The following is a 24313-nucleotide window of genomic DNA, read 5'->3' as shown; positions in this document are numbered from 1 at the left end:
ACGAACCAGGTAACAACGCCATGAAACGTACTTTCCAACCAAGCACCATCAAACGCGCCCGTACTCACGGCTTCCGTGCTCGCATGGCTACCAAGAACGGCCGTGCTGTCCTGTCGCGTCGCCGCGCCAAAGGTCGTGCGCGTCTGGCAGTTTGATAATCCGGTACTGGTGGTGAGTCAGGACTTCAGTCGGGAAAAGCGTTTGCTAACCCCCCGGCACTTCAAGGCAGTCTTTGACTCCCCCACCGGCAAGGTTCCGGGGAAAAATCTCCTGCTCCTTGCGCGTAACAACGATCTTGATCACCCCCGTCTCGGGTTGGTGATCGGCAAGAAGAGCGTAAAGCTCTCCGTTGAGCGCAATCGCCTCAAGCGTCTGATGCGCGAATCGTTTCGCCTCCACCAGGACACTCTGGTTGGTTGGGATATTGTTATCGTCGCGCGCAAAGGCTTGGGGGATGTAGAAAACCCCGAATTGATTCAGCATTTCGGCAAGCTCTGGAAACGTCTGGCGCGTACCAACAAGCCAGCACCAGCAGTCAGCACCGAAACTGTAGGGGTAGACAGCACCGATGCGTAAACTGGCACTCGTTCCGATCCAGTTTTATCGCTATGCCATTAGTCCTCTGATGGCCAGTCACTGTCGTTTCTACCCCAGTTGTTCCTGCTACGCGTTAGAGGCCATAGAAAATCATGGTCTTCTGCGCGGTGGCTGGCTGACCTTTCGTCGTTTAGGTCGCTGTCATCCGTGGAATCCCGGTGGTTATGACCCGGTTCCACCTATCCCTACCTCCCGTTCTTCTTCGATGGCCGAGTAATCATGGATATTAAACGCACGATCCTGATCGTCGCCCTGGCAATCGTGTCCTATGTCATGGTTCTTAAGTGGAACCAGGATTATGGCCAAGCTGCCCTGCCGACTCAGAATGTTGCTACCAATCAGGCTGCGCCGGCTATTCCGGACACTCCGTTGGGTACCAATGCGTCCGCGAGTGCCGATGTTCCCAGCGCGAATGGCGAGACAACCGCCCCTTTAGAAACGCCAGTGGTCACCAATAAAGACCTCATCCTTGTGAAAACGGATGTGCTCGACCTGGCTATCGACCCACAAGGTGGTGATATCGCGCAGTTGAAACTGCCGCTTTATCCACGTCGCCAAGATCATCCAGATGTACCGTTCCAACTGTTCGATAATGGCGGTGAACGTACTTATCTGGCGCAAAGCGGCCTGACCGGCACCAATGGTCCGGATGCGCGTGCTACCGGTCGTCCGGTTTATTCGACCGAAAAGAAGACTTATCAACTGGCTGATGGCCAAAATCAGTTGAACGTCGACCTGAAATTCAGTCTCGACGGCGTCAATTACATCAAGCGCTTCAGTTTCACTCGCGGTTTGTACGACTTGAAGGTCACTTACCTGATCGACAACACCAGCGAAAAACCGTGGAGCGGCAACCTGTTTGCCCAACTCAAGCGTGATGGCAGCTCCGATCCTTCTTCCAGCACCGCCACCGGCACCGCGACTTACCTGGGCGCAGCCCTGTGGACAAGTAGCGAGCCGTACAAAAAAGTGTCGATGAAAGATATCGACAAGGGCGCGCTGAAAGAAACCGTCCAAGGCGGCTGGGTCGCCTGGTTGCAACACTACTTCGTGACCGCATGGATCCCGAACAAAGGTGAAGCCAACCTGGTTCAAACCCGTAAAGACAGCCAAGGCAACTACATCATCGGCTTTACTGGCCCGGTGCTGAACGTCGCACCAGGTGCCAAGGCTGAAACCAGCGCTACCCTTTACGCCGGCCCGAAAAGCCAAGCGGTATTGAAAGAGTTGTCCCCAGGTCTGGAACTGACTGTGGATTACGGCATTCTGTGGTTCATTGCCCAGCCGATCTTCTGGCTGCTGCAACATATCCACAGCATTGTGGGTAACTGGGGCTTCTCGATCATCTTCCTGACCATGCTGATCAAGGGGATCTTCTTCCCACTGTCGGCTGCCAGCTACAAGTCGATGGCGCGTATGCGTGCCGTTGCCCCGAAGCTGGCTGCGTTGAAAGAGCAACATGGTGATGACCGGCAGAAAATGTCGCAGGCCATGATGGAGCTGTACAAGAAAGAGAAGATCAACCCGCTGGGTGGATGCTTGCCTATCCTCGTGCAGATGCCAGTGTTCCTTTCGTTGTACTGGGTACTCCTGGAAAGCGTAGAAATGCGCCAGGCACCGTTCATGCTGTGGATAACTGACCTGTCGATTAAAGACCCGTTCTTTATCCTGCCGATCATCATGGGCGCGACCATGTTCATCCAGCAGCGTCTGAACCCAACACCGCCGGATCCGATGCAGGCCAAAGTGATGAAAATGATGCCTATCATCTTCACCTTCTTCTTCCTGTGGTTCCCAGCTGGTCTGGTTCTGTACTGGGTGGTCAACAACGTATTGTCGATCTCTCAACAGTGGTACATCACACGTAAAATCGAAGCGGCCACCAAAAAAGCCGAGGCGTAATTTACTCTGTGGATAACCACTCAAGACGCCCCCTAGTGGGGCGTTTTGCTTTCCGTCACTTTTGTTCTGGAACCTGCTGATGAGCGCTCCTCGTGAAACCATCGCTGCTGTCGCTACCGCTCAAGGTCGTGGCGGCGTGGGCATCGTTCGAATTTCAGGGCCGCTCGCTGGCGTGGCTGCACAGGCCATCAGTGGTCGGGAATTGAAACCGCGTTATGCCCATTACGGCCCGTTTCTGGATGCAGACCAAAGCGTGCTGGATGAGGGCCTGGCCCTTTATTTCCCAGGGCCGAACTCGTTCACCGGTGAAGATGTTCTGGAATTGCAGGGCCACGGTGGTCCTGTAGTCCTCGATATGCTGCTGCAGCGCTGCCTGCAACTCGGCTGCCGGCTGGCCCGCCCAGGTGAATTCAGCGAGCGGGCATTCCTCAACGATAAACTTGACCTGGCCCAGGCCGAAGCCATTGCCGACTTGATCGAAGCCAGTTCTGCACAGGCGGCACGCAATGCGCTGCGCTCGCTGCAAGGCGCGTTTTCCTTGCGTGTGCATAACCTGACGGAGCAATTGATCAGCTTGCGCATCTATGTGGAGGCGGCGATTGATTTCCCGGAAGAAGAAATCGACTTCCTGGCCGATGGCCACGTACTGGCGATGCTGGATAAAGTCCGTGAAGAGTTATCCACAGTACTGCGCGAAGCCGGGCAGGGCGCCTTGCTCCGCGACGGTATGACCGTGGTGATCGCAGGTCGCCCGAATGCCGGCAAATCCAGTTTGCTCAATGCACTGGCCGGCCGTGAAGCGGCTATCGTTACCGAGATTGCGGGGACCACCCGGGATATCCTGCGGGAACATATCCACATCGACGGCATGCCTCTGCATGTGGTCGACACCGCAGGGCTGCGTGACACCGATGACCAGGTGGAAAAGATCGGCGTGGAACGAGCGCTCAAGGCGATCGCCGAGGCCGATCGCGTGCTGCTCGTGGTAGACGCCACCGCGCCTGAGGCTGTGGACCCTTTTGCACTCTGGCCGGAATTCCTGGAGCAACGGCCGGACCCGGCCAAGGTCACCTTGATCCGCAACAAGGCCGACCTGACGGGCGAAGTCATCGCCATGGAAACCAGCGAGGATGGCCATGTCACGATCAGCCTGAGTGCCAAGTCGGCAGGTAATGGCCTGGAATTGCTGCGCGACCATCTCAAGGCCTGCATGGGCTACGAGCAGACCTCCGAAAGCAGCTTCAGTGCCCGTCGCAGGCACTTGGAGGCACTGCGTCATGCCAGCGCAGCCCTGGAGCACGGACGTGCTCAGCTGACCTTGGCGGGGGCAGGGGAGCTGCTGGCCGAAGATCTGCGTCAGGCACAGCAGCTGCTGGGGGAAATCACTGGCGCGTTCAGCTCCGATGATTTGCTGGGGCGGATCTTTTCCAGTTTCTGTATCGGCAAATAACCGAGTTATCCACAGCGCCTCACCAGTTGTAAGACACCGTACCGAGCAAGGTACGGCTGTCACCCCAGTAGCAGCGCCCTGCGTCGTTGCAACCAGATACATATTCCTTGTCGAAGAGGTTCTTGGCATTCAGGTCGATCGACCAGTGGGTATCAATCTGGTAACCAATCGCGGCATCCACCAACGTGACACTGCCGGGGTCGAGCTTCCCGTAGAGAGTCGGCTTGGTGTAGGAATAGGCGCTATCGAAGTAGCGCACGCCACCGCCCAGGGAAAGGCCTTTGAGTTGGCCATCCAAGAATCGGTATTTGCCCCACACCGAGGCCTGGTTGCGTGGAACACCTGTCATCTGGTGCCCTTCGACCAACGAACCGGCCGTGTCCTTGGTAATCCGTGCGTCGGTATAGGTATAGGCCGCCGTCAGATTCAGGTTCGGTGTGATGTTGCTGTTGATTTCTAGTTCCGCACCTTTGGCGCGGCTTTCTCCCACTTGGCGGTAGGTATTGGTGGTGCTGTCGAGATAGGTATCGTCTTGTTTGCGCAAGTCGTACACCGACAACGTCATCGCTGTGTCCCAACCGATCGGTTCGTATTTCAAGCCCACTTCGTATTGCCGGCTGGTGATGGGCTTGAGCGGTGAGCCCGCCACCGAGATCTGCTGCACCGGGACAAATGCGGTGGAGTAGCTGACATACGGCGTCAGGCCGTTGTCGAACTGGTACATCACACCACCCTGGTAGGTGAATTTCTGCTCGGTGGTGCTGGAGTCCGTGGCGCTTTTTACCTTGTCCCGGAAATCACTGTCGACCCAATCTTGGCGCCCACCGAGCAGGAACAACCAATGGTCGTACTTGCTTTGGATCTGTGCATAAACGCCTTTCATCTGTTGCGCGAGCAAGGTGTTTTGCACCGCCTGCGGGGTGGTCGGGTCACGCAGATACACCGGGTCATACACATTGATCGTGCCGGCGAACCCCGCATCCCAGTCCTGGTTAAACGAAGTACGGTCGTAGCTCGCGCCGAACAGCAGCGTGTTTTCCAGGCTGCCCAGCTGGAATTTGCCTTCCAGCTGGTTATCCAGGGAGTAAACCATCGACTTGTTGTAGCGGTCGTAGGCATTCATGTTCAGTTGCGTGCCGAAGCCTTGGTTGTTCAAGTCGCCCGGCCAGGTTTCATGACGGGTGATACGTGACTGCATGTAGCGGGAGTTCTGGCGAAACTGCCAATCGTCATTGAAGCTGTGGCTGAATTCGTAACCGGTGTTCCAGGCTTCGCGCTCAAAGGTATTCCAATCCGGGTCACCGAGCATGGTGTGTTTGGACAGCTTGCCGTTGGGATTGGTGAGCAAGGTGCCGGCAGCCGGTAGGCCGAGTTCAAGGTTGGTGTGGTCTTTCTGGTAGTTGGCCAGCAGGGTCAGGGTGTTGAAGTCATCGAAGTTAAGGGTCAGGGAGGGCGCAATGTAGAGCCGATCATCCGGGACATGGTCAGTTTGCGTATCGGATTTACGCCCAAGCATCACCACCCGCCCGAGGATATTCCCGTTTTCATTGAGCGGGCCGGAGATATCCACACCCACCTGGCGACGGTTGTGGGAGCCATAACCCAACTGCACCTCACCCTGTGGCGTCGCAGTAGGGTGTTTACTCACCAGGTTCACCAGCCCACCTGGGGCATTTTCGCCGTACAGCAGTGAAGAGGGCCCACGGAAGATTTCCACACGCTCTAAGCCGTAGGGTTCGCTAGTGGTGTCGTACCGATTCCCTTGTACACGTAGGCCATCACGCAGCAGGCCGTAGCCGTAATCGGTGGCGTTGAAACCGCGAATGAAGAACAAATCCCCTGCCAGGCTATCGCCGGCGGCAAAGGGCGGCGCAAAAATACCGGGCACATAACCCAATACTTCGGTCAGCGTCTGGGATTTCTGGTCCTTGATGCGTTGGCCGGTGACCACCGATACCGAGCGCGGTGTTTCCGACAAGGGCGTACTGGTCTTGGTGCCGATGCGGCTGTTTAGCGCCTTGTAGCCTACATCCCCGGCAATCTCTTGATTAAAACCGTCCTGTTGATAAGTACTCACGGTGGTCGGTGAGAGCGTGAGTTGCCCGGATGGCACGGCTTGCAGCACATAGCTTCCAGGGGCCTGGACGACAGCCAGCAGGCCTGAGGTTTGCAGTAATAGCGCAAAACCCTGTTCCACCGAATAGTCACCTTCCAACCCTGGCGTACTCAAACTCGCGGTCTGCTGAGGCGAGAACGACAGAATCACATTGGCCTTGGCGGCAAATTGGCTTAAGGCATTGTCCAGCCGCCCGGCAGCAATGGTGTAGTGCTGCACCGTAACGGCTGCAAAGGCGCCGGTCGAGAGCAAAGCAACCGTTGTGGCTACAGTGCCCGTCAGCAGGCCGTAGGTTATGCCGTGGTAAGAAAGTCGCTGGCGAAGCTTGGTGAGAAGGCGCATAGGTGGGTAAGCCCTGAAGGTAGCATCGTGATTACCTGTAGGGCCGCGCCAGGTAAAAAAAAGATAACCCCCCCTGTAGATTATTTTTGCGATCAGCCGGTTCGACTTACCGATACCCAATACCGAGTGAAGTATTTCACCTGGATAGGCAGGGTCGCTTGCAGGTTGGAAAGCACGGCATCGGTGGAATCCAGGCGGAACGTTCCGGAGACGCGCAGACGTGCAGAGGCTGCGTCGCACTGCAAGACGCCCGGCCGATAGCGGGCAAGCTCGTCGATCACATCACCCAGCCGAGCATCCAGCACAATCAATTGCCCGTCGACCCAGGCGGCTTGAGTGCTGCGATACGGATGGTTATCCCCAACCTTGTGGCGGTCGAAGTCGACGCTTTCACCCGCACTGAGGATTTGGCTGTGGTCAGGTTGATCTGCGGGCGACACGCTGACCCGATCTTCCAGTACCCCAACGCGTGTGGAATCCGACAGCTGGCGTACAGTAAACCGCGTGCCTAATGCCTGAACCCGGCCTTGGCGGGTTTCGACGTAAAACGGTGTCTGCCCGCCAGACTTGCCCGTGTGGATAAGTACTTCCCCCTCACGCAGGCGGATCAATCGCTGGCGCGCATCGAACGCCACGTCTATCGAGGTGTGGGTATTGAGATCGACCTGCGTGCCGTCGGCCAACGCGATGCGCCGGTGTTCACCTACGCCGGTGCGGTAGTCGGCCCACACGTTGCCCAGGGACGTATGTTGCTGAACATTCCACCCCAAATACCCGGTGCCACCCAGCAGCAACATCCACTTCAGTACCTGGCGGCGTTGTTGCGTGTTGGACAGCGCACGGCGCGTCAAATCCGCAGGCAGTGCGCCAAGGCTGCGCTGCACTTGCTCCATCTGGTTCCACGCGGCCTGGTGGGAAGGATCTCCATTGAGCCATTGCTGCCAGGCATGGTGTTCGGCCGGAGTGGGTGGTTGGGCTTGAAACTGCACATACCAACTGGCAGCCGCTTCGAAGATTTTGCGATCAGGGGCCGCCATTACAAGGTGGCCATGATCAGCGAGCATTCCGTCAGTGCGCGGATCATGTGCTTTTTCACCGTGGTCAGTGAAACCTGCAGTTGATCAGCGATCTGTTGATAAGTCAGCCCGTCGATCTGCGAGAGCATGAAGATTCGCCGCGCCCGATCACCGAGGCCGCAAAGCGCTTTGTCCACAGCCACCAGCGTTTCAATGATGATTGCCTTGTCTTCTTCACTGATGGCCATGACTTCAGGGCGTTCGGCCAAAGTCTGCCTATAGGCTTGTTCAATGGCGTGCCGGCGATACCGATCAATCACCAACCCGCGGGCGATGGTCGCCAAGTAATCGCGCGGTTCCAGGATCTGCGATGCATGACGACCGCCCAGGATACGCACGAACGTATCGTGGGCCACATCGGCCGCATCGCAGGTGTTATGCAACTTGCCTTTGAGCCACCCGTGCAGCCAGGAATGGTGTTGCTCGTAGATGTGCTGGACTACAGCTGTGTGCGAAGGAGCAGACATAGGAGCGAGACAAGGTGGCTTAATGATAATCGCTATTATTAACTGCCCTATCGTTTTCTCACAATAGCCCTCTTTCTACCGCCCGCTCCAACGGACTGATGAGTTTGGATGGCCTCATCGTGGGTGAAATACAGCCCAATTCAACAATTTCTGTGGATTAAGCCCTGTGAATAACCGCCCCTGTGCCCAGTTGATAACAGGGCCTGAAACCTGAGCAAAAACTCATCTGTGGATAACCACCTGTTTAATCCACAGGCTTAAAGCACTTATCCAAGGGCCTCATTGGCACATGACCACAGACTTTTGAATCGCTGTACACGACGGAAATAAAGGGCTGTATAGATCTATCCACAGAAAAGTTGCTCAGTAGAAATAAACATAAAAACAAAGATCTTATAAATTTCTTTCTTTTTAATTTCTATTGTCAGTGATTCATCCACAGCTGGTTAAATTTTGTGCAAAGGGTTCTTTAGGAAGGGCTAAGTCCCTATACTTGCCGCCAAAGCTCTAAAACTCTTTCAACAATCAATTCCTGATTACCTACATAAGCAGGCACGAGGTGCGTGGTGGATTTCCCTTCCCGTTTTGAAGTGATCGTCATCGGCGGCGGTCATGCCGGTACCGAGGCAGCACTGGCGTCAGCACGCATGGGCGTAAAAACCCTGTTGCTCACGCATAACGTGGAAACCCTCGGTGCAATGAGTTGCAACCCCGCCATTGGTGGGATCGGCAAAAGCCATCTGGTCAAGGAAATCGACGCCCTTGGCGGCGTCATGGCCATGGCGACCGACAAAGGTGGTATTCAATTTCGCGTGCTCAACAGCCGCAAAGGCCCCGCCGTGCGTGCTACTCGGGCACAAGCCGACCGCATCCTGTACAAGGCTGCGGTACGTGAAACCCTGGAAAACCAACCGAACCTGTGGATATTTCAACAGGCAGCCGATGACCTGATCGTCGAACAAGACGTGGTGAAAGGTGTTGTCACCCAAATGGGTCTGCGTTTCTTCGCTGAATCCGTGGTGTTGACCACCGGTACGTTCCTTGGCGGACTTATCCACATCGGCATGCAAAATTATTCCGGTGGCCGAGCCGGTGATCCGCCGTCGATTGCTCTGGCAAAACGCCTGCGTGAATTGCCACTGCGTGTCGGTCGCCTGAAAACCGGGACCCCGCCGCGTATCGATGGGCGTTCTGTGGATTTCTCGATGATGACCGAGCAAGCCGGCGATACGCCGATCCCGGTGATGTCGTTCATGGGCTCCAAAGAGCAGCATCCAAAACAGGTGAGCTGCTGGATTACCCACACCAATGCCAGGACTCACGAGATCATTGCCGCGAACCTCGACCGTTCGCCAATGTATTCCGGCGTGATCGAAGGGATTGGCCCGCGTTATTGCCCGTCGATCGAAGACAAGATCCACCGCTTTGCCGACAAGGACAGTCACCAGGTCTTCATCGAGCCCGAAGGCTTGACCACTCATGAGCTGTACCCGAACGGGATTTCCACTTCCCTGCCGTTCGACGTGCAAATCCAGATCGTGCAATCGATTCGCGGCATGGAAAATGCGCACATCGTGCGCCCCGGTTATGCCATCGAGTACGACTACTTCGATCCGCGGGATCTGAAGTACAGCCTGGAAACCAAAGTGATCGGCGGGCTGTTCTTCGCCGGCCAAATCAACGGCACAACCGGTTACGAAGAGGCCGGCGCCCAAGGCTTGCTGGCCGGAACCAACGCGGCACTGCGTGCTCAGGGCAAAGACAGCTGGTGCCCGCGCCGCGATGAAGCCTACATCGGCGTGTTGGTCGACGACCTGATTACCCTGGGTACCCAGGAACCGTATCGGATGTTTACGTCCCGCGCCGAATATCGCCTGATCCTGCGTGAAGACAATGCCGACTTGCGCTTGACCGAAAAAGGTCGCGAACTGGGTCTGGTCGATGACGCGCGCTGGGCAGCCTTCTGCAAAAAACGCGAAAGCATTGCACTGGAAGAGCAGCGCCTGAAAAGCACCTGGGTTCGCCCAGGCACTGAGCAGGGCGACGCAATTTCCGAAAAATTCGGCACGCCGCTGACCCACGAGTACAACTTGCTGAATCTGCTTTCCCGTCCGGAAATCGACTACGCTGGCTTGGTCGAAGTGACGGGGAGCGGCGCAGAAGATCCACAGGTCGCCGAGCAGGTCGAAATCAAGACCAAATATGCCGGTTACATTGATCGCCAGCAGGACGAGATTGCTCGACTGCGCGCCAGTGAAGACACCAAGTTGCCTGTGGATATCGACTACACCGGAATTTCCGGTCTATCGAAAGAAATTCAAAGCAAGCTGGGGATAACTCGACCAGAAACCCTGGGCCAGGCTTCACGTATCCCCGGCGTCACTCCGGCAGCCATTTCGCTGTTGATGATTCATTTGAAAAAACGCGGCGCGGGCCGTCAGTTGGAGCAAAGCGCTTGAGTTCGTTGGTCACCTTGCAACATGCCGAAGAGTTATCCACAGGTGCACGCCAGTTGGGCGTTGATCTGACCGCAGTCCAGCACGAGTTGCTGCTGGGCTATCTGGCCCTGTTGATCAAATGGAACAAGGCTTACAACCTTACCGCGGTGCGCAATCCCGACGAGATGGTGTCCCGGCATTTGCTCGACAGTCTGAGCGTGATGCCGTTTATCGAAAACGGTCGCTGGTTGGACGTGGGCAGTGGCGGCGGCATGCCGGGTATTCCCCTGGCCATCCTGTTTCCCGAGTCCCAAGTGACTTGCCTGGACAGCAACGGCAAGAAAACCCGCTTCCTGACCCAGGTCAAACTCGAACTCAAGCTGGATAACCTCCATGTTATCCACAGCCGTGTCGAAGAATTCAAGCCTGAACTGCCTTTCAACGGAATTGTTTCCCGGGCGTTCAGCAGCATGGAGAACTTCAGCAACTGGACACGCCACCTGGGTGACCGCGATACCCGCTGGCTGGCAATGAAGGGCGTCCATCCAAGCGATGAGCTGTTAGCATTGCCGACAGACTTCCACCTCGATAGCGAACACGCCTTGGCCGTACCCGGTTGCCAAGGCCAACGCCATCTGCTGATACTGCGCCGCACGGCATGATTGGGAACACAAGCAAGAATGGCTAAGGTATTCGCGATAGCGAACCAGAAAGGTGGCGTGGGCAAAACCACCACCTGCATCAACCTCGCAGCATCCCTGGTCGCGACCAAGCGCCGGGTGCTGTTGATCGATCTCGATCCACAGGGCAACGCCACCATGGGTAGCGGTGTGGATAAACACGGCCTGGAAAACTCGGTCTATGACTTGCTGATCGGTGAGTGCGACCTGGCCCAGGCCATGCACTATTCCGAACACGGCGGTTATCAACTGCTGCCGGCCAACCGCGATTTGACCGCGGCGGAAGTGGTGCTGTTGGAAATGCAGATGAAAGAAAGCCGTCTGCGCAGCGCCTTGGCGCCGATCCGCGAGAACTACGATTACATCTTGATCGACTGCCCACCGTCGCTGTCGATGCTGACACTCAACGCGTTGGTGGCTGCCGATGGGGTAATTATCCCCATGCAGTGCGAGTACTACGCGCTGGAAGGTTTGAGCGACCTTGTGGATAACATCAAGCGGATCGCCGAGTTGCTCAACCCGAACCTGCAGATCGAAGGCTTGCTGCGCACCATGTTCGACCCGCGCCTGAGCCTGATGAACGATGTGTCGGCACAGCTCAAGGAACACTTCGGCGAGCAGCTTTACGACACCGTGATCCCGCGCAACATTCGTTTGGCCGAAGCGCCAAGCTATGGGATGCCCGCGTTGGCGTACGACAAATCGTCCCGTGGCGCCATTGCCTACCTGGCTCTGGCCGGCGAGATGGTTCGCCGCCAACGCCGCAACTCTCGCACCGCTGCAGCCCAGCCAACTTAAGGAATCCCCATGGCCGTCAAGAAACGAGGTCTCGGACGTGGACTGGATGCACTGTTGAGTGGTCCGACCGTCACATCGCTTGAAGAACAAGCGGTGCAGGCCGACGAGCGCGAGCTGCAGCACTTGCCCCTGGACCTGATCCAGCGCGGCAAATACCAGCCACGCCGGGACATGGATCCACAGGCGCTGGAAGAACTGGCCAACTCGATCAAGGCCCAGGGCGTGATGCAGCCGATCGTGGTGCGTCCGATTGGCGGTGGTCGTTTTGAAATTATTGCCGGTGAACGTCGCTGGCGTGCCAGCCAGCAGGCCGGCAAAGAGACCATCCCTGCGATGGTGCGTGATGTGCCGGATGAAACCGCCATCGCCATGGCGTTGATCGAGAACATCCAGCGTGAAGATCTCAATCCGGTCGAAGAGGCGATCGCATTGCAGCGTCTGCAGCAGGAATTCCAGTTGACCCAGCAACAAGTGGCCGATGCGGTGGGCAAATCCCGCGTCACCGTGTCTAACTTGCTGCGCTTGATCGCATTGCCGGAAGTCATCAAGACCATGTTGTCCCATGGCGATCTGGAAATGGGTCATGCCCGTGCTTTGCTCGGTTTGCCGGAAAATCAACAAGTTGAAGGGGCGCGACACGTTGTCGCACGAGGGCTCACCGTTCGTCAGACTGAAGCGCTGGTTCGCCAGTGGCTCAGTGGCAAACCTGCACCGGTCGAAACCGCCAAACCTGATCCGGATATCGCGCGTCTTGAGCAACGCCTGGCCGAACGCCTGGGCTCTGCGGTGCAGATTCGCCACGGCAAGAAGGGCAAAGGCCAATTGGTGATCGGATATAACTCCCTCGATGAGCTTCAGGGCGTCCTTGCCCACATCCGCTGAAACATTTGCTTATGTAGCGCGTGATCGGAAATCACTACCCGGCAGTTGAATAGGGGCAGAACCGCCCCTATACTCTGCGCGCATTTTGTCGGCACAAATTATGCCAAGTTATTGATTTCCGGCAGCCGACCATTGAGGAGCAAGAGTGATGGAAACCCGCACGCCAAACACGTTGCCGTTCCATCGCTTGGCCGTTTTTCCGGTTTTATTGGCTCAATTTGTCATCTTGCTGATCGCCGCATTGGCGCTTTGGTACTGGCATGGAGTCGTAGCCGGATATTCAGGACTCTGCGGAGGCCTGATAGCCTTGCTGCCCAATATGTATTTTGCTCACAGGGCCTTTCGGTTTTCCGGCGCCCGAGCAGCCCAGGCTATCGTCCGGTCTTTTTATGCTGGCGAGGCAGGGAAACTGATTTTGACGGCAGTGCTGTTTGCACTGACCTTTGCAGGTGTGAAGCCATTGGCGCCGCTGGCTGTATTCGGCGTCTTCGTGTTGACCCAACTGGTCAGCTGGTTCGCTCCCCTGCTAATGAAAACAAGACTTTCGAAACCTTAGGGCGTTTGAGGCAACCATGGCAGAAACAACCGCTTCGGGCTATATCCAGCACCACTTGCAGAACCTGACCTTCGGTCAGCTTCCCAACGGCGGCTGGGGCTTTGCCCACTCCGCAGCAGAAGCCAAAGAAATGGGCTTCTGGGCTTTCCACCTGGACACTCTGGGTTGGTCGGTCGCACTGGGTCTGATCTTCGTCCTGATTTTCCGCATGGCGGCAAAGAAGGCGACTTCGGGTCAGCCAGGTGCTTTGCAGAACTTCGTTGAAGTATTGGTCGAATTCGTCGATGGCAGCGTGAAAGACAGCTTCCATGGCCGTAGCCCGGTGATTGCACCGCTGGCGCTGACCATCTTCGTCTGGGTGTTCCTGATGAACGCCGTCGACCTGATCCCGGTTGACTGGATTCCTCAGTTGGCCATGGCGATTTCCGGCGATCCGCACATTCCATTCCGTGCCGTATCGACCACTGACCCTAACGCTACCCTGGGCATGGCCCTGTCGGTATTTGCGTTGATCATTTTCTACAGCATCAAGATCAAGGGCATCGGCGGCTTCATCGGCGAACTGACCCTGCACCCGTTCGGCAGCAAGAACATCTTCGTTCAAGCCCTGCTGATCCCGGTGAACTTCCTGCTGGAATTCGTGACTCTGATCGCCAAGCCGATTTCCCTGGCTCTGCGACTGTTCGGCAACATGTATGCCGGCGAGCTGGTGTTCATTCTGATCGCTGTGATGTTCGGCAGCGGCCTGCTCTGGCTTAGCGGCCTGGGCATTGTTCTGCAGTGGGCGTGGGCTGTGTTCCACATCCTGATCATCACCCTGCAGGCCTTCATCTTCATGATGCTGACCATCGTCTACCTGTCGATGGCGCACGAAGAGAACCATTAAGACCAGTCTCGACTAGTCTGATGTCCTTCCCGGTGAAACGGGAAGGTGGCCCAACAGGGCTATGAAACGATTTGTTTTACCGCTTTAAAATCTAAAAAACCTAAACCATACGACGTAAAAGTCGGGAGGAAAGATGGAAACTGTAGTTGGTCTAACCGCTATCGCTGTTGCACTGTTGATCGGCCTGGGCGCCCTGGGTACTGCCATTGGTTTCGGCCTGCTGGGCGGCAAGTTCCTGGAAGGCGCAGCGCGTCAGCCAGAAATGGTTCCAATGCTGCAAGTTAAAATGTTCATCGTCGCCGGCCTGCTCGACGCCGTGACCATGATCGGTGTTGGTATCGCTCTGTTCTTCACCTTCGCGAACCCTTTCGTTGGTCAACTCGCCGGTTAATCACTCGTCTTTTCGAGTGATTGGTGTGTTGTGCAACGAATGAGCGAGGTATTGGCGTGAACATTAATGCAACCATTATTGGTCAGTCCTTAGCGTTCTTGATTTTTGTCGTTTTCTGCATGAAGTTCGTATGGCCTCCGGTCATCGCAGCTCTGCACGAACGTCAGAAGAAGATCGCGGATGGACTGGACGCTGCAGCACGAGCAGCTCGCGACCTGGAGTTGGCCCAAGATAAAGCGGGTCAACAACTGCGCGAAGCGAAAGCTCAAGCAGCCGAAATCATTGAGCAAGCCAAGAAACGCGGTAACCAGATCGTTGAAGAGGCTGTTGAAAAAGCCCGTATCGACGCTGACCGTGTGAAGGTTCAGGCTCAGGCCGAGATCGAGCAGGAACTGAACGGTGTCAAAGACGCGCTGCGTGCCCAACTGGGTGCTCTGGCCGTTGGCGGTGCTGAGAAGATCCTGGGTGCCACAATCGATCAAAACGCGCACGCGGAGCTGGTTAACAAACTGGCTGCTGAAATTTAAGCGAGGGCGATCATGGCAGAATTGACCACGTTGGCCCGACCTTACGCTAAGGCAGCCTTCGAGCACGCCCAGGCCCACCAGCAGCTGGCCTCTTGGTCAGCCATGCTCGGCCTGGCTGCAGCAGTGTCGCAAGACGACACCATGCAGCGCGTGCTCAAGGCCCCGCGACTGACGAGCGCAGACAAGGCCGCCACTTTTATTGAAGTGTGCGGCGACAAGTTTGATGTGAAGGCACAGAACTTCATCAACGTCATTGCCGAAAACGACCGTCTCCTGCTTCTGCCGGAGATTGCCGCTCTGTTCGACCTGTACAAGGCCGAGCAAGAGAAATCGGTAGACGTTGAAGTGACCAGTGCTTTTGCATTGAACCAAGAACAGCAAGACAAACTCGCCAAGGTTCTCAGTGCACGACTCGACCGGGAAGTGCGCCTGCAAGTTGCGGAAGACCCATCCCTCATTGGGGGTGTTGTCATTCGCGCCGGCGACCTGGTTATCGATGGCTCGATTCGCGGCAAACTCGCGAATCTTGCCGAAGCATTGAAATCTTGAGTTTGAAGGGGCAGCAGAGCAATGCAGCAACTCAATCCTTCCGAAATAAGTGAAATTATCAAGGGCCGCATCGACAAGCTCGATGTGACCTCCCAAGCCCGTAACGAAGGCACTGTCGTCAGCGTATCTGATGGCATCGTGCGGATTCACGGTCTGGCCGACGTAATGTACGGCGAGATGATCGAGTTTCCGGGCGGCGTCTACGGTATGGCCCTCAACCTGGAGCAAGACTCCGTAGGTGCCGTTGTATTGGGCGCGTACACCAGTCTGGCTGAAGGCATGAGCGCCAAGTGCACAGGCCGCATCCTGGAAGTTCCGGTTGGTAAGGAACTGCTGGGTCGCGTAGTCGACGCACTGGGTAACCCTGTTGACGGCAAAGGTCCACTGGGCAACACCGAGACCGACGCGGTCGAGAAAGTTGCTCCGGGCGTGATCTGGCGTAAGTCGGTAGACCAGCCTGTACAGACTGGCTACAAGGCTGTCGATGCCATGATTCCTGTCGGCCGTGGCCAGCGTGAGCTGATCATCGGTGACCGTCAGATCGGTAAAACCGCTCTGGCAATCGACGCGATCATCAACCAGAAGAACAGCGGCATTTTCTGCGTCTACGTAGCTATTGGTCAGAAACAATCGACCATCGCCAACGTCGTTCGCAAGCTGGAAGAAAACGGCGCCCTGGCCAACACGATCATCGTGGCTGCCAGTGCTTCGGAATCTCCTGCGCTGCAATTCCTGGCACCGTACTCCGGTTGCACCATGGGTGAATTCTTCCGCGACCGCGGTGAAGACGCGCTGATCGTTTATGACGATCTGTCCAAGCAGGCAGTGGCTTATCGCCAAATCTCCCTGCTGCTGCGCCGTCCACCAGGCCGTGAAGCTTACCCAGGCGACGTGTTCTATCTCCACTCCCGTCTGCTGGAGCGCGCATCCCGCGTTTCGGAAGAGTACGTAGAGAAGTTCACCAACGGCGCAGTGACCGGCAAAACCGGTTCCCTGACCGCACTGCCGATCATCGAAACCCAGGCTGGCGACGTTTCCGCGTTCGTTCCGACCAACGTGATTTCCATCACCGACGGTCAGATCTTCCTGGAATCGGCCATGTTCAACTCGGGCATCCGTCCTGCAGTGAACGCCGGTGTTTCGGTATCCCGTGTGGGTGGTGCCGCTCAGACCAAGATCATCAAGAAGCTCTCCGGTGGTATCCGTACCGCTCTGGCTCAGTACCGTGAACTGGCGGCATTCGCCCAGTTCGCTTCTGACCTGGACGAAGCGACCCGTAAGCAACTTGAGCATGGTCAGCGCGTTACCGAGCTGATGAAGCAGAAGCAATACGCCCCAATGTCGATCGCTGACATGGCGTTGTCGCTGTATGCCGCTGAGCGTGGGTTCCTGACCGACGTTGAAATCGCCAAGGTCGGCAGCTTTGAACAAGCGCTGATTGCTTACTTCAACCGCGATCACGCCGAATTGATGGCGAAGATCAACGTGAAGGGTGACTTCAATGACGATATCGACGCTGGCATGAAAGCCGGTATCGAGAAGTTCAAGGCCACCCAAACCTGGTAAGCCGCAGCGGGAGCCGCAAGGCTCCCGCTTGCTAACCTGATAGGTGTTACATGGCAGGCGCAAAAGAGATTCGCAGTAAGATTGCGAGCATCAAAAGCACGCAAAAAATTACCAGCGCCATGGAAAAAGTGGCGGTCAGCAAAATGCGCAAGGCACAAATGCGCATGGCTGCTAGCCGTCCTTATGCGGAGCGTATCCGCCAGGTAATTGGGCATCTGGCCAACGCCAACCCGGAATACCGCCACCCGTTCATGATCGACCGCGAAGTTAAGCGTGTGGGTTATGTGGTAGTGAGCAGTGACCGTGGTTTGTGCGGTGGTTTGAATACCAACCTGTTCAAGGCCCTGGTCAAGGACATGGCGGTAAACCGCGAAAACGGCGTCGAGATCGATCTGTGTGTCGTTGGTAGCAAGGGTGCGGCCTTTTTCCGCAACTTCGGCGGTAACGTCGTTGCAGCTATCAGCCACCTGGGTGAAGAGCCGTCGATCAATGATTTGATCGGCAGTGTGAAGGTGATGCTGGATGCGTACCTGGAAGGCCGGATTGACCGCCTGTCCGTGGTATCCAACAAGTTCATCAACACCATGACCCAGCAGCCAACCGTGGAGCAATTGATTCCACTGGTGGCGACTCCGGATCAGGAACTCAAGCACCACTGGGACTACCTCTACGAACCAGACGCTAAAGAGCTGCTTGACGGCTTGATGGTGCGCTACGTGGAGTCGCAGGTGTACCAGGCGGTGGTCGAGAACAACGCAGCTGAACAAGCGGCGCGGATGATCGCGATGAAAAACGCTACCGATAACGCCGGTGATCTGATCAGCGATTTGCAGCTGATCTACAACAAGGCGCGTCAGGCTGCGATCACCCAAGAGATCTCGGAAATCGTCGGCGGCGCTGCCGCGGTTTAACGGTTCAAATATTCAGAGGATCCAGCTATGAGTAGCGGACGTATCGTTCAAATCATCGGCGCCGTTATCGACGTGGAATTTCCACGCGACAGCGTACCGAGCATCTACAACGCGCTGAAAGTACAAGGCGCGGAAACTACTCTGGAAGTTCAGCAGCAGCTGGGCGACGGCGTAGTTCGTACCATTGCGATGGGTTCCACCGAAGGCTTGAAGCGCGGTCTGGACGTTATCGACTCTGGCGCTGCCATTTCCGTACCGGTCGGTAAAGCGACCCTGGGCCGGATCATGGACGTACTGGGCAACCCGATTGACGAAGCGGGTCCGATCGACACCGAAGAGCGTTGGGGCATTCACCGTCCAGCACCTTCGTTCGCGGAACAAGCTGGCGGCAACGACCTGCTGGAAACCGGCATCAAGGTTATCGACCTGGTTTGCCCGTTCGCCAAAGGCGGTAAAGTCGGTCTGTTCGGTGGTGCCGGTGTAGGCAAGACCGTAAACATGATGGAACTGATCCGTAACATCGCCATCGAGCACAGCGGTTATTCCGTGTTCGCAGGTGTGGGTGAGCGTACCCGTGAGGGTAACGACTTCTACCACGAGATGAAGGACTCCAACGTTCTGGACAAAGTGGCACTGGTTTACGGTCAGATGAACGAGCCGCCGGGTAACCGTCTGCGCGTAGCACTGACTGGCCTGACCATGGCCGAGAAGTTCCGTGACGAAGGTAACGACGTTCTGCTGTTCGTCGACAACATCTACCGTTACACCTTGGCCGGTACTGAAGTATCCGCACTGCTGGGCCGTATGCCTTCTGCAGTAGGTTACCAGCCGACCCTGGCTGAAGAGATGGGCGTTCTGCAAGAACGTATCACTTCGACCAAGGAAGGTTCGATCACTTCGATCCAAGCGGTATACGTACCTGCGGATGACTTGACCGACCCGTCGCCAGCGACCACCTTCGCCCACTTGGACGCCACCGTCGTTCTGTCCCGTGACATCGCTTCCCTGGGTATTTACCCAGCGGTCGATCCACTGGACTCGACTTCGCGCCAGCTGGACCCGAACGTGATCGGCCAGGAGCACTACGACACCGCTCGCGGCGTTCAGTACGTGCTGCAGCGTTACAAAGAACTGAAGGACATCATTGCGATCCTGGGTATGGACGAGCTGTCGGAAGCCGACAAGCAGTTGGTAAACCGTGCTCGTAAGATCCAGCGCTTCTTGTCGCAGCCGTTCTTCGTGGCTGAAGTCTTCACCGGTGCTTCGGGTAAATACGTTTCCCTGAAAGACACCATTGCTGGCTTCAAAGGCATCCTCAACGGTGACTACGACCACTTGCCAGAACAAGCGTTCTACATGGTCGGCGGCATCGAAGAAGCGATCGAGAAAGCCAAGAAACTGTAATCCAGGCGCCCGGAAACGGGCGCTCATCAGGTTGAGGCAATCAGATGGCTATGACAGTCCATTGCGATATCGTCAGCGCGGAAGGGGAAATTTTCTCCGGTCTGGTAGAAATGGTGATTGCACACGGCGAACTCGGTGACCTGGGTATTGCCATGGGCCACGCGCCGTTGATCACCAGCTTGAAGCCAGGTCCGATCACTCTGACCAAGCAAGGCGGGGAACGTGAGGTGTTTTACATCTCCGGTGGTTTCCTTGAGGTTCAGCCGAACATGGTCAAGGTACTTGCCGACACTGTGCAACGTGCTGGCGACCTGGATGAAGCCTCCGCTCAGGAAGCCGTCAAGGCTGCCGAGAAGGCCCTGAACGAAAAGGGTGCGGACTTCGACTACAGCGCTGCTGCTGTACGTCTGGCCGAGGCTGCAGCCCAGCTGCGCACGCTCCAGCAGATCCGCAAGAAGTAAGCGGCCTAGCCGCAATGCTTCAAGCGCGATTGATTAAAAAGGGTAGCCTCGGCTACCCTTTTTCTTTTTTAGCAAAACACTTCTCTGGTCTGAACCCGGACCGCCCAGGATTGGTAGCCATTCATGTCTCTTGAAATCGTCATTCTCGCCGCAGGCCAGGGCACCCGCATGCGTTCAGCCCTGCCCAAGGTGCTGCACCCGGTGGCCGGCAACTCCATGCTTGGCCATGTTATCCACAGCGCCCGGCAGTTGGACCCGCAACGCATCCACGTGGTGATCGGCCACGGTGCCGATGCCGTGCGTGAGCGCCTGGCCGCGGACGACCTGAATTTCGTATTGCAGGACAAGCAACTGGGCACCGGCCACGCCACCGCGCAAGCCGTACCGTTCATCACCGCCGATACGGTACTGATCCTCTATGGCGACGTGCCGCTGATCGAAGTGGAAACCCTGCAACGCCTGCTCAAGCACGTAGTGCCTGGCCAGATGGGCCTGCTCACCGTTGAACTGGACGACCCCACCGGCTACGGGCGCATCGTGCGCAATGCTGACGGCAAGGTCGCCGCCATCGTTGAACACAAGGACGCCAGCGAAGCCCAACGCGCCATCACCGAAGGCAATACCGGGATTCTCGCCGTCCCTGCGAACAAGCTTGCTGACTGGATGAGCCGCCTGTCCAACAACAACGCCCAGGGCGAGTACTACCTCACCGACGTCATCGAGATGGCCGTGAGTGATGGCCTGCTGGTCGCCACCGAACAGCCCCACGACCCGATGGAAGTGCAGGGCGCCAACGACCGCAAGCAGCTTGCAGAGCTTGAGCGTCACTATCAATTGCGCGAAGGCCGTCGCCTGATGGCGCTCGGCGTGACCCTGCGTGATCCGGCTCGCTTTGACGTGCGCGGTGAAGTGACTGTGGGCCGAGATGTGCTGATCGACATCAACGTGATCCTGGAAGGTCGCGTAATCATCGAAGACGACGTGGTGATTGGCCCGAACTGTGTGATCAAGGACAGCACCTTGCGTAAAGGCGTGGTGGTCAAGGCCAACAGTCATATCGACGGTGCCGTGATGGGCGAGGGCAGCGACGCCGGCCCGTTTGCACGGTTGCGTCCGGGTACGGTGATGGGCGCCAGGGCGCATGTCGGCAATTTCGTCGAACTGAAAAACGCGCAAATGGGTGACGACGCAAAGGCCGGCCACCTGGCCTACCTGGGTGATGCGGTGATCGGTGCTCGCAGCAACATTGGCGCCGGCGCGATCACCTGCAACTACGATGGCGCCAACAAGTACCAGACGACGATTGGTGAGGACGTATTCATCGGCTCGAATAATTCGCTGATTGCACCTGTGACAATCGGCGATGGTTCGAACACTGCCGCGGGCTCAACCATCAACCAGGATGTGGATAAGTCCCAATTGGCCGTAGCACGCGCCCGCCAACGCAATATCGACGGCTGGAAACGCCCGGTCAAAATCAAAAAGACCTGAGTTATCCACATCCCCAGGTAACTTAGCTCCAATGTGGGAGGGGTCTTGCCCCCTCCCACATTTGTCATGTGTTGTTCGAAAAATCTTATCCCGACGCTTGACGCTACCTTCTCAATAGGTTTTGATTGCCTTCGTTATCTTTCGAAACGAAACTTATCATCACCATGTCGAAACGAAATACACCCCAACGACGCCACAACATCCTGGCCTTGCTCAATGAACAGGGCGAAGTCAGCGTGGACGAACTGGCCAAACGTTTCGAAACCTCGGAAGTGACCATCCGCAAGGACCTGGCCGCCCTCGAAAGCAACGGCCTGCTGCTGCGCCGCTACGGTGGCGCAATCACCATGCCCCAGGAACTGGTCGGCGATGCCGCTCAACCGGTCTCGGCCCATAAGCGGGCCATTGCCCGTGCGGCGGTGATGCGTCTGCGCGAACACGCCCGCATCATCATCGACAGCGGCAGTACTACCGCCGCCATGATTCCGGAACTCGGCCACCAGCCCGGCCTGGTGGTGATGACCAACTCCCTGCACGTGGCCAGCGCCTTGAGCGAACTGGAACATGAGCCAGTGCTGTTGATGACCGGCGGCACCTGGGACCCCCACTCGGACTCGTTCCAGGGCCAGGTTGCCGAGCAGGTTTTGCGTTCCTACGACTTTGATCAACTGTTCATCGGGGCCGACGGCATTGATCTGCAGCGCGGTACAACCACCTTCAACGAACTGCTGGGCCTGAGCCGCGTGATGGCCGAGGTCGCCCGTGAAGTGGTGGTGATGGTCGAATCCGACAAGATCGGCCGCAAGATTCCCAACCTGGAACTGCCCTGGAGCAGCGTCCATACCCTTATCACCGATGATCGCCTGCCGCTTGAGGCCCGCGACCAGATCCAAGCCCGCGGCATTACGCTGATATGCGCGGCAATCATCTAGGAGAAGCACCATGTGTGGAATTGTAGGCGCAGTCGCCGAACGTAACGTGACCGCGATTTTGATCGAAGGCCTCAAGCGCCTGGAATACCGTGGCTACGACAGCGCCGGTGTGGCCGTCTTCAGCAACGCCGGCAAGCTTGAGCGCATGCGTCGCCCAGGCAAGGTCAGCGAGCTGGAACAGGCCCTGGCCGGCGAGCCGCTGGTCGGCCGCCTGGGTATTGCCCACACCCGTTGGGCCACCCACGGTGCGCCGTGCGAACGCAACGCCCACCCGCACTTCTCCGGCGACCTGGCCGTGGTGCACAACGGCATTATCGAAAACCACGAAGTGCTGCGTGAGCAACTCAAGAGCCTGGGCTACGTGTTCACCTCGGACACCGACACCGAAGTCATCGCCCACCTGCTCAACCACAAGCTCAAGGACCACAGCGACCTGACCACCGCCCTCAAGGCCACGGTCAAGGAACTGCACGGCGCCTATGGCCTAGCCGTGGTCAGCGCCAGCCAACCCGACCGCGTGGTTGCCGCCCGCAGTGGCAGCCCGCTGGTGATCGGCCTGGGCCTGGGGGAAAACTTCCTCGCTTCCGATCAACTGGCCCTGCGCCAGGTGACTGACCGCTTCATGTACCTGGAAGAGGGCGATATTGCCGACATCCGCCGCGAAAGCGTGGCGATCTGGGACGTGAACGGCAACTCCGTCGAACGCGAAGCCGTGCAATACCGTGACGGTGCCGAAGCCGCCGACAAAGGCGAATATCGTCACTTCATGCTCAAGGAAATCCACGAGCAACCGGCCGTGGTCCAACGCACATTGGAAGGTCGACTGAGCCAGCACCAAGTGCTGGTCAACGCATTCGGCCCACAAGCCGCCGAGCTGTTCGCCAAAGTGCGCAATGTGCAGATCGTCGCCTGCGGCACCAGCTACCACGCGGGTATGGTTGCCCGTTACTGGTTGGAAGAACTGGCCGGCATCCCTTGCCAGGTCGAAGTCGCCAGCGAATTCCGCTACCGCAAGGTGGTGGTGCAGCCCGACACCCTGTTCGTGACCATCTCCCAGTCCGGCGAAACCGCTGACACCCTTGCCGCCCTGCGCAACGCCAAGGAGCTGGGGTTCCTCGCCAGCCTGGCGATCTGCAACGTCAGCATCAGCTCGCTGGTGCGTGAGTCCGACCTGACCCTGCTGACCCAGGCTGGTCGCGAAATCGGCGTGGCTTCCACCAAAGCCTTCACCACCCAGCTGGTCGGCCTGTTGCTGCTGACCCTGTCCCTGGGCCAAGTGCGCGGCACCCTGGCCGAAGGCGTCGAAGCCACCTTGGTGGAAGAACTGCGCCGCCTGCCGACCCGCCTGGGCGAAGCCCTGGCCATGGACAGCGTGGTAGAGAAAGTCGCCGAGCTATTCGCCGACAAGAACCACACCCTGTTCCTCGGCCGTGGCGCGCAATACCCGGTGGCGATGGAAGGCGCCCTCAAGCTCAAGGAAATCTCGTACATCCACGCCGAAGCCTACCCAGCCGGCGAGCTCAAACACGGCCCACTGGCCCTGGTGGATGACGACATGCCAGTGGTCACCGTGGCGCCGAACAACGAACTGCTGGAAAAACTCAAATCCAACCTGCAGGAAGTACGCGCCCGTGGCGGCCAACTGGTGGTATTCGCCGACGAGAAAGCTGGCATGACCAACGCTGAAGGCACCCACGTCATCAACATGCCGCACATCAACGACACCCTGTCGCCGATCCTCTACACCATCCCGCTGCAACTGCTGTCGTACTACGTGGCCGTGCTCAAGGGCACCGACGTTGACCAGCCGCGCAACCTGGCCAAATCGGTGACAGTCGAGTAACACCCCACGTACCTGGAGGCCCCCGCGGCCTCCAGGTTTCAACGCAAG

At 57.3% G+C, this 24313-nt stretch carries 24 protein-coding genes; 21 read left to right on the top strand and 3 right to left on the bottom strand.

The genetic code is table 11. The annotated features are described in order from the left end of the window. Positions 1-20 precede the first annotated feature (20 nt). The 5 genes from rpmH to mnmE all read left to right on the top strand — a co-directional run bounded on the left by rpmH (position 21) and on the right by mnmE (position 3949). Positions 21-155, top strand: a complete 135-nt coding sequence (gene rpmH, locus NDJ82_RS05515) for a 50S ribosomal protein L34 (protein WP_003213577.1) — start codon at positions 21-23, stop codon at positions 153-155. 16 nt (positions 156-171) lie between these two features. Further along, complete coding sequence (rnpA, locus tag NDJ82_RS05510) at positions 172-576, top strand: ribonuclease P protein component (protein WP_053128141.1); 405 nt, start codon at positions 172-174, stop codon at positions 574-576. Continuing rightward, the gene (gene yidD, locus NDJ82_RS05505) at positions 569-814 is read left to right on the top strand and encodes a membrane protein insertion efficiency factor YidD (RefSeq protein WP_010207715.1); all 246 of its coding nucleotides are present in this window, start codon (positions 569-571) and stop codon (positions 812-814) included. Before rnpA ends, yidD begins: the two co-directional genes overlap by 8 nt. A gap of 2 nt (positions 815-816) precedes the next feature. Next, positions 817-2499, top strand: a complete 1683-nt coding sequence (gene yidC, locus NDJ82_RS05500; RefSeq protein ID WP_099586138.1) for a membrane protein insertase YidC — start codon at positions 817-819, stop codon at positions 2497-2499. A 79-nt stretch (positions 2500-2578) separates the two neighbouring features. Then, positions 2579-3949: a tRNA uridine-5-carboxymethylaminomethyl(34) synthesis GTPase MnmE gene (gene mnmE, locus NDJ82_RS05495; RefSeq protein WP_250925059.1), complete on the top strand. Its 1371-nt coding sequence runs from the start codon at positions 2579-2581 to the stop codon at positions 3947-3949. A 19-nt stretch (positions 3950-3968) separates the two neighbouring features. Here mnmE and NDJ82_RS05490 read toward each other — a convergent pair whose 3' ends face one another. The 3 genes from NDJ82_RS05490 to NDJ82_RS05480 all read right to left on the bottom strand — a co-directional run bounded on the left by NDJ82_RS05490 (position 3969) and on the right by NDJ82_RS05480 (position 7950). Beyond that, positions 3969-6407 (bottom strand): TonB-dependent siderophore receptor, encoded by a 2439-nt coding sequence (locus NDJ82_RS05490; protein ID WP_250925058.1) that lies wholly within the window; start codon positions 6405-6407, stop codon positions 3969-3971. A gap of 92 nt (positions 6408-6499) precedes the next feature. Further along, entirely contained in the window at positions 6500-7444 is a 945-nt protein-coding gene (locus NDJ82_RS05485) for a FecR domain-containing protein (protein ID WP_099586135.1), read from the bottom strand. After that, on the bottom strand, positions 7444-7950 hold the full coding sequence (locus NDJ82_RS05480; RefSeq protein WP_112192822.1) for a sigma-70 family RNA polymerase sigma factor: 507 nt from the start codon (positions 7948-7950) through the stop codon (positions 7444-7446). The genes NDJ82_RS05485 and NDJ82_RS05480 overlap by 1 nt, the downstream gene beginning before the upstream one ends. A 566-nt stretch (positions 7951-8516) precedes the next feature. Here NDJ82_RS05480 and mnmG point away from each other — a divergent pair. From mnmG to glmS, 16 genes are all read left to right on the top strand, one after another. Beyond that, positions 8517-10409: a tRNA uridine-5-carboxymethylaminomethyl(34) synthesis enzyme MnmG gene (gene mnmG / locus NDJ82_RS05475; protein WP_250925057.1), complete on the top strand. Its 1893-nt coding sequence runs from the start codon at positions 8517-8519 to the stop codon at positions 10407-10409. Next, the gene (rsmG, locus tag NDJ82_RS05470; RefSeq protein ID WP_112192821.1) at positions 10406-11050 is read left to right on the top strand and encodes a 16S rRNA (guanine(527)-N(7))-methyltransferase RsmG; all 645 of its coding nucleotides are present in this window, start codon (positions 10406-10408) and stop codon (positions 11048-11050) included. The genes mnmG and rsmG overlap by 4 nt, the downstream gene beginning before the upstream one ends. A gap of 18 nt (positions 11051-11068) precedes the next feature. Next, complete coding sequence (locus NDJ82_RS05465; protein WP_032885161.1) at positions 11069-11866, top strand: ParA family protein; 798 nt, start codon at positions 11069-11071, stop codon at positions 11864-11866. A gap of 9 nt (positions 11867-11875) precedes the next feature. Further along, on the top strand, positions 11876-12748 hold the full coding sequence (locus NDJ82_RS05460) for a ParB/RepB/Spo0J family partition protein (RefSeq protein WP_017135124.1): 873 nt from the start codon (positions 11876-11878) through the stop codon (positions 12746-12748). A 148-nt stretch (positions 12749-12896) separates the two neighbouring features. After that, positions 12897-13304, top strand: coding sequence for a F0F1 ATP synthase subunit I (locus NDJ82_RS05455; RefSeq protein ID WP_010565865.1), 408 nt, complete (start codon positions 12897-12899; stop codon positions 13302-13304). A gap of 16 nt (positions 13305-13320) precedes the next feature. Next, a complete protein-coding gene (gene atpB / locus NDJ82_RS05450) occupies positions 13321-14190 on the top strand; it encodes a F0F1 ATP synthase subunit A (protein WP_017736231.1) in 870 nt (289 codons plus the stop codon). 133 nt (positions 14191-14323) lie between these two features. Next, positions 14324-14581 (top strand): F0F1 ATP synthase subunit C, encoded by a 258-nt coding sequence (gene atpE, locus NDJ82_RS05445; RefSeq protein ID WP_002555987.1) that lies wholly within the window; start codon positions 14324-14326, stop codon positions 14579-14581. A 56-nt stretch (positions 14582-14637) separates the two neighbouring features. After that, on the top strand, positions 14638-15108 hold the full coding sequence (locus NDJ82_RS05440) for a F0F1 ATP synthase subunit B (protein ID WP_008439543.1): 471 nt from the start codon (positions 14638-14640) through the stop codon (positions 15106-15108). 12 nt (positions 15109-15120) lie between these two features. After that, on the top strand, positions 15121-15657 hold the full coding sequence (locus NDJ82_RS05435) for a F0F1 ATP synthase subunit delta (RefSeq protein ID WP_017528669.1): 537 nt from the start codon (positions 15121-15123) through the stop codon (positions 15655-15657). A 21-nt stretch (positions 15658-15678) separates the two neighbouring features. Beyond that, entirely contained in the window at positions 15679-17223 is a 1545-nt protein-coding gene (gene atpA, locus NDJ82_RS05430; protein WP_003177064.1) for a F0F1 ATP synthase subunit alpha, read from the top strand. A gap of 50 nt (positions 17224-17273) precedes the next feature. Beyond that, complete coding sequence (atpG, locus tag NDJ82_RS05425) at positions 17274-18134, top strand: F0F1 ATP synthase subunit gamma (protein WP_010565870.1); 861 nt, start codon at positions 17274-17276, stop codon at positions 18132-18134. Positions 18135-18161: 27 nt separating this feature from the next. Continuing rightward, positions 18162-19538, top strand: coding sequence for a F0F1 ATP synthase subunit beta (atpD, locus tag NDJ82_RS05420; RefSeq protein ID WP_003177062.1), 1377 nt, complete (start codon positions 18162-18164; stop codon positions 19536-19538). 44 nt (positions 19539-19582) lie between these two features. Further along, positions 19583-19999 carry a F0F1 ATP synthase subunit epsilon gene (locus NDJ82_RS05415; RefSeq protein WP_032885166.1) on the top strand — a complete coding sequence of 139 codons (417 nt, stop codon included), beginning with the start codon at positions 19583-19585 and terminating at the stop codon, positions 19997-19999. Positions 20000-20122: 123 nt separating this feature from the next. After that, a complete protein-coding gene (glmU, locus tag NDJ82_RS05410) occupies positions 20123-21490 on the top strand; it encodes a bifunctional UDP-N-acetylglucosamine diphosphorylase/glucosamine-1-phosphate N-acetyltransferase GlmU (protein ID WP_250925056.1) in 1368 nt (455 codons plus the stop codon). A gap of 164 nt (positions 21491-21654) precedes the next feature. Next, positions 21655-22422, top strand: coding sequence for a DeoR/GlpR family DNA-binding transcription regulator (locus NDJ82_RS05405; RefSeq protein WP_099586130.1), 768 nt, complete (start codon positions 21655-21657; stop codon positions 22420-22422). Between the two features lie 10 nt (positions 22423-22432). Beyond that, complete coding sequence (gene glmS / locus NDJ82_RS05400; protein WP_099586129.1) at positions 22433-24265, top strand: glutamine--fructose-6-phosphate transaminase (isomerizing); 1833 nt, start codon at positions 22433-22435, stop codon at positions 24263-24265. The last annotated feature ends 48 nt before the right edge of the window (positions 24266-24313 follow it).

Source organism: Pseudomonas sp. SR18 (assembly GCF_023701505.1).
Lineage (GTDB): Bacteria > Pseudomonadota > Gammaproteobacteria > Pseudomonadales > Pseudomonadaceae > Aquipseudomonas > Aquipseudomonas cyclaminis.
This window is presented reverse-complemented; position numbering and strand designations above follow the sequence as displayed.